The following is a 3,320-nucleotide window of genomic DNA, read 5'->3' on the forward strand; positions in this document are numbered from 1 at the left end:
GGTGAATCGGTCAGTTCGCTCTACGTGGACTGAAGCAGGGCGGGGCGGGGATCCGGGATCGGCATTCGCGAGTGCCGATCCCCGATTCCCGCACCGGGAACGACGCGGGGCCTGGTCGCGGGCACCGTGGAAAGCGCCAAAAGCGCATCACTTTTCAGAAGGCAACACCCACATGGCAACCATCCACAACATCACGGCCACCAGCCGCAAAGTCGAGGGCAAAGGTGCGAGCCGCCGCCTCCGTCACAGCGGCCAGGTCCCGGCCATCGTCTACGGCGCCCACCAGGAGCCGCAGAGCGTCCAGGTCGAGCACAACCACCTCTGGGTCGCCAGCCAGAACGAATGGTTCTACTCGGCCATCCTCGAGCTGAGCATCGACGGCAAGGCCGAGAAGGTCCTGCTGCGTGACATGCAGCGCCATCCGTTCAAGCAGCAGATCCTGCACCTGGACTTCCTGCGCGTGAGCGAGAACGAAGCCCTGCGCGCCAAGGTGCCGCTGCACTTCGTGAACCAGGAAACCTCGCCGGCCGGCAAGACCGCGGGCGTCGTGGTCACCCACGAGCTCAACGAAGTCGAAGTCAGCTGCCTGCCGCGCGACCTGCCGGAGTTCATCGAGGTCGATCTGGCCGAACTGGCCCTGGGCGACATCATCCACCTGTCGCAGCTGGTCATGCCCAAGGGCGTCAGCCTGCCGGCGCTCGTGCACGCCGGCAAGGAACATGACCTGGCCGTCGTCATCGCCAAGCATGCCCGCGTCGAAGCCGAGCCCGAGCCGGCCGCGGCTTCCGCCGACGTCCCGGCCGCCAAGGTGGCCAAGCCCGACGCGGCGCCTGCTGCCGCGCCGAAGAAGAAGTAATCCCGGGCCAGCGTCCCGCCTCCGGGCGGGCCGCTGGCGTCGAGATACTCCGACGTGGCTGGACTCCGCCTCATCGTCGGCCTGGGCAATCCCGGTGCCGAATACGCCCGAACCCGGCACAACGCCGGGTTCTGGTTTCTGGACGCCCTCGCCAGCCAGGCCGGGGTGCGTTTCGGGCTGGAATCCAAGCTGTTTGGTGAAACCGCAAAGATCGACCTCGCGGGCCGCACCGTCTGGCTGCTGCGCCCGGCCACTTTCATGAATGCCTCCGGCCGGTCGGTCTCGGCGGCACTGCGCTACTGGAAAATCGATCCCGAAGAGGCCCTGCTGGCCCATGACGAACTCGACCTCGACACCGGCACCGCGCGCCTGAAGTTCGACGGCGGCCACGGCGGACAGAACGGGTTGCGCGACACCATCCAGCACCTGGGCCACGGCAAGTTCCACCGCCTGCGGATCGGCATCGGCCATCCCGGCCACAAGGACAAAGTCACCCCCTGGGTCCTGGGGCGTCCCGGCAAGGACGACGAGGCCAGCATGCTGCGCGCCATCGACGACGCCCTGGGCGTCATGCCGCTGGCGGTCAACGGCGATTTCGCCGAGGCCATGAAACGCCTGCACACCCCCAAACCCTGAGTCCGCACGCGGCAGCCGGCCCCGCCCGCTGCCGCCTGAGGATTCGCGAACCGGAAGTAGTCACCATGGGCATCAAATGCGGCATCGTCGGCCTGCCGAACGTCGGCAAGTCGACCCTTTTCAACGCGCTGACCAAGGCGGGCATCGCCGCGGCCAACTTCCCGTTCTGCACCATCGAGCCCAACACCGGCGTGGTGCCGGTGCCCGACCCGCGCCTCGCGCAGCTGGCCGAGATCGTCAAGCCGCAGAAGACCATCGCCACGTCCTTCGAGTTCGTGGACATTGCCGGCCTGGTCGCCGGAGCGTCGAAGGGTGAGGGCCTGGGCAACAAGTTCCTGGCCCATATCCGCGAGGTGGACGCCATCGCCCACGTGGTGCGCTGCTTCGAGAACACGGACATCATCCATGTGTCCGGCAAGATCGACCCCATCGCCGATATCGAGGTGATCGACCTGGAGCTGGCGCTGGCGGACCTGGATTCGGTGGAAAAATCGCTCAACCGCGCCGAACGTGAGGCCAAAACCGGCAATAAAGACGCTATCGTCCGGAAAGAGGTGCTTTCCCGCGTTCGCGAAGGCCTCGACGCCGGCAAGCCGGCCCGGGCCCTGGGCCTGAGCGCCGAGGACCGGGCCGTGGTCCGGGACCTGTTCCTGATGACCCTCAAGCCGGTGATGTACGTTGCGAACGTGCTGGAGGACGGTTTCGAGAACAACCCGATGCTGGACCTGGTGCGGGCCCGCGCCGAGGCCGAGGGCGCCCAGGTGGTGCCGGTCAGCGCGGCCATCGAGGAAGAGATGTCGCAGCTGGAGGACGCCGATCGCGCCGAGTTCCTGGCCGAGATGGGCCTGTCCGAGCCGGGCCTGAACCGCGTCATCCGCGCCGGCTACGCCCTGCTGGGCATGCAGACCTATTTCACCGCCGGCGTGAAGGAAGTGCGCGCCTGGCAGGTCCACAAGGGCGCCACTGCGCCGCAGGCGGCCGCGGTGATCCACACGGACTTCGAGAAGGGCTTCATCCGGGCCGAGACCATCGCCTTCGACGACTTCATCAAATATCGCGGGGAATCGGGCGCCCGGGACGCCGGCAGGCTGCGCCTGGAGGGAAAAGAGTACGTGGTGCAGGAGGGCGACGTGCTGCATTTCCGCTTCAATGTCTGATCCTGGAACTTAATTGCACGAAGGGCGTTGACATTTGTCGCCGCGGCCGTGAAAATTGGCGGCTCCTTGCTGGAGGGATACCCAAGCGGCCAACGGGGGCAGACTGTAAATCTGCTGGCTCACGCCTTCGGTGGTTCGAATCCACCTCCCTCCACCAGCTTCGCGAAGTAACCGGTAACGGAAGCAGCGCAGGGCGGGAGTAGTTCAATGGTAGAACCTCAGCCTTCCAAGCTGATCATGCGGGTTCGATCCCCGTCTCCCGCTCCACCGGGTTGAACAAGTTCCACCGCACCACCACGTATTCGCTCATCTAGCTCAGTCGGTAGAGCACTTCCTTGGTAAGGAAGAGGTCGCAGGTTCGATTCCTGTGATGAGCACCATCCATCCCCGGGGCCGCCAATGCGGCACCGGGTTGAAGCAAACCTTTATTCTTACCGGGTAACTCGCAATGGCAAAGAGTAAGTTCGAGCGCACCAAGCCGCACGTCAACGTCGGCACCATCGGTCACGTCGACCATGGCAAGACCACGCTGACGGCCGCGCTGACCAAGATCGGCGCCGAGCGTTTCGGCGGCGAGTTCAAGGCGTACGACCAGATCGACGCGGCGCCGGAAGAAAAGGCGCGCGGCATCACGATCTCGACGGCGCACGTTGAATACGAGTCGGCGAACC

Annotated in this window: 4 protein-coding genes and 3 tRNA genes; all 7 read left to right on the forward strand. The window is 65.6% G+C overall.

Annotation, left to right across the window (positions count from 1 at the left end):
* The first annotated feature begins 172 nt into the window (after nucleotides 1–172).
* Nucleotides 173–856 carry a 50S ribosomal protein L25/general stress protein Ctc gene (locus K0M70_RS15800; protein ID WP_290783669.1) on the forward strand — a complete coding sequence of 228 codons (684 nt, stop codon included), beginning with the start codon at nucleotides 173–175 and terminating at the stop codon, nucleotides 854–856.
* Between the two features lie 54 nt (nucleotides 857–910).
* Entirely contained in the window at nucleotides 911–1,492 is a 582-nt protein-coding gene (pth, locus tag K0M70_RS15805; RefSeq protein ID WP_290783671.1) for an aminoacyl-tRNA hydrolase, read from the forward strand.
* A gap of 65 nt (nucleotides 1,493–1,557) precedes the next feature.
* Nucleotides 1,558–2,649, forward strand: a complete 1,092-nt coding sequence (gene ychF, locus K0M70_RS15810) for a redox-regulated ATPase YchF (RefSeq protein ID WP_290783673.1) — start codon at nucleotides 1,558–1,560, stop codon at nucleotides 2,647–2,649.
* 71 nt (nucleotides 2,650–2,720) lie between these two features.
* Nucleotides 2,721–2,806, forward strand: a tRNA-Tyr gene (locus K0M70_RS15815).
* Nucleotides 2,807–2,842: 36 nt separating this feature from the next.
* Nucleotides 2,843–2,916, forward strand: a tRNA-Gly gene (locus K0M70_RS15820).
* Nucleotides 2,917–2,953: 37 nt separating this feature from the next.
* Nucleotides 2,954–3,029: transfer RNA gene (locus K0M70_RS15825), tRNA-Thr, on the forward strand.
* A gap of 68 nt (nucleotides 3,030–3,097) precedes the next feature.
* A partial coding sequence (locus K0M70_RS15830; protein ID WP_290783675.1) for a GTP-binding protein occupies nucleotides 3,098–3,320 on the forward strand: 223 nt, incomplete at its 3' end.

It is taken from the genome of Arenimonas sp. (assembly GCF_019459675.1).
Classification (GTDB): domain Bacteria; phylum Pseudomonadota; class Gammaproteobacteria; order Xanthomonadales; family Xanthomonadaceae; genus Arenimonas.

Bases quoted from the DNA above. Each gene is read 5' to 3' on its own strand.
- K0M70_RS15800 (WP_290783669.1), top strand. From the start codon at position 173: ATGGCAACCATCCACAACATCACGGCCACCAGCCGCAAAGTCGAGGGC.
- ychF (WP_290783673.1), top strand. From the start codon at position 1,558: ATGGGCATCAAATGCGGCATCGTCGGCCTGCCGAACGTCGGCAAGTCG.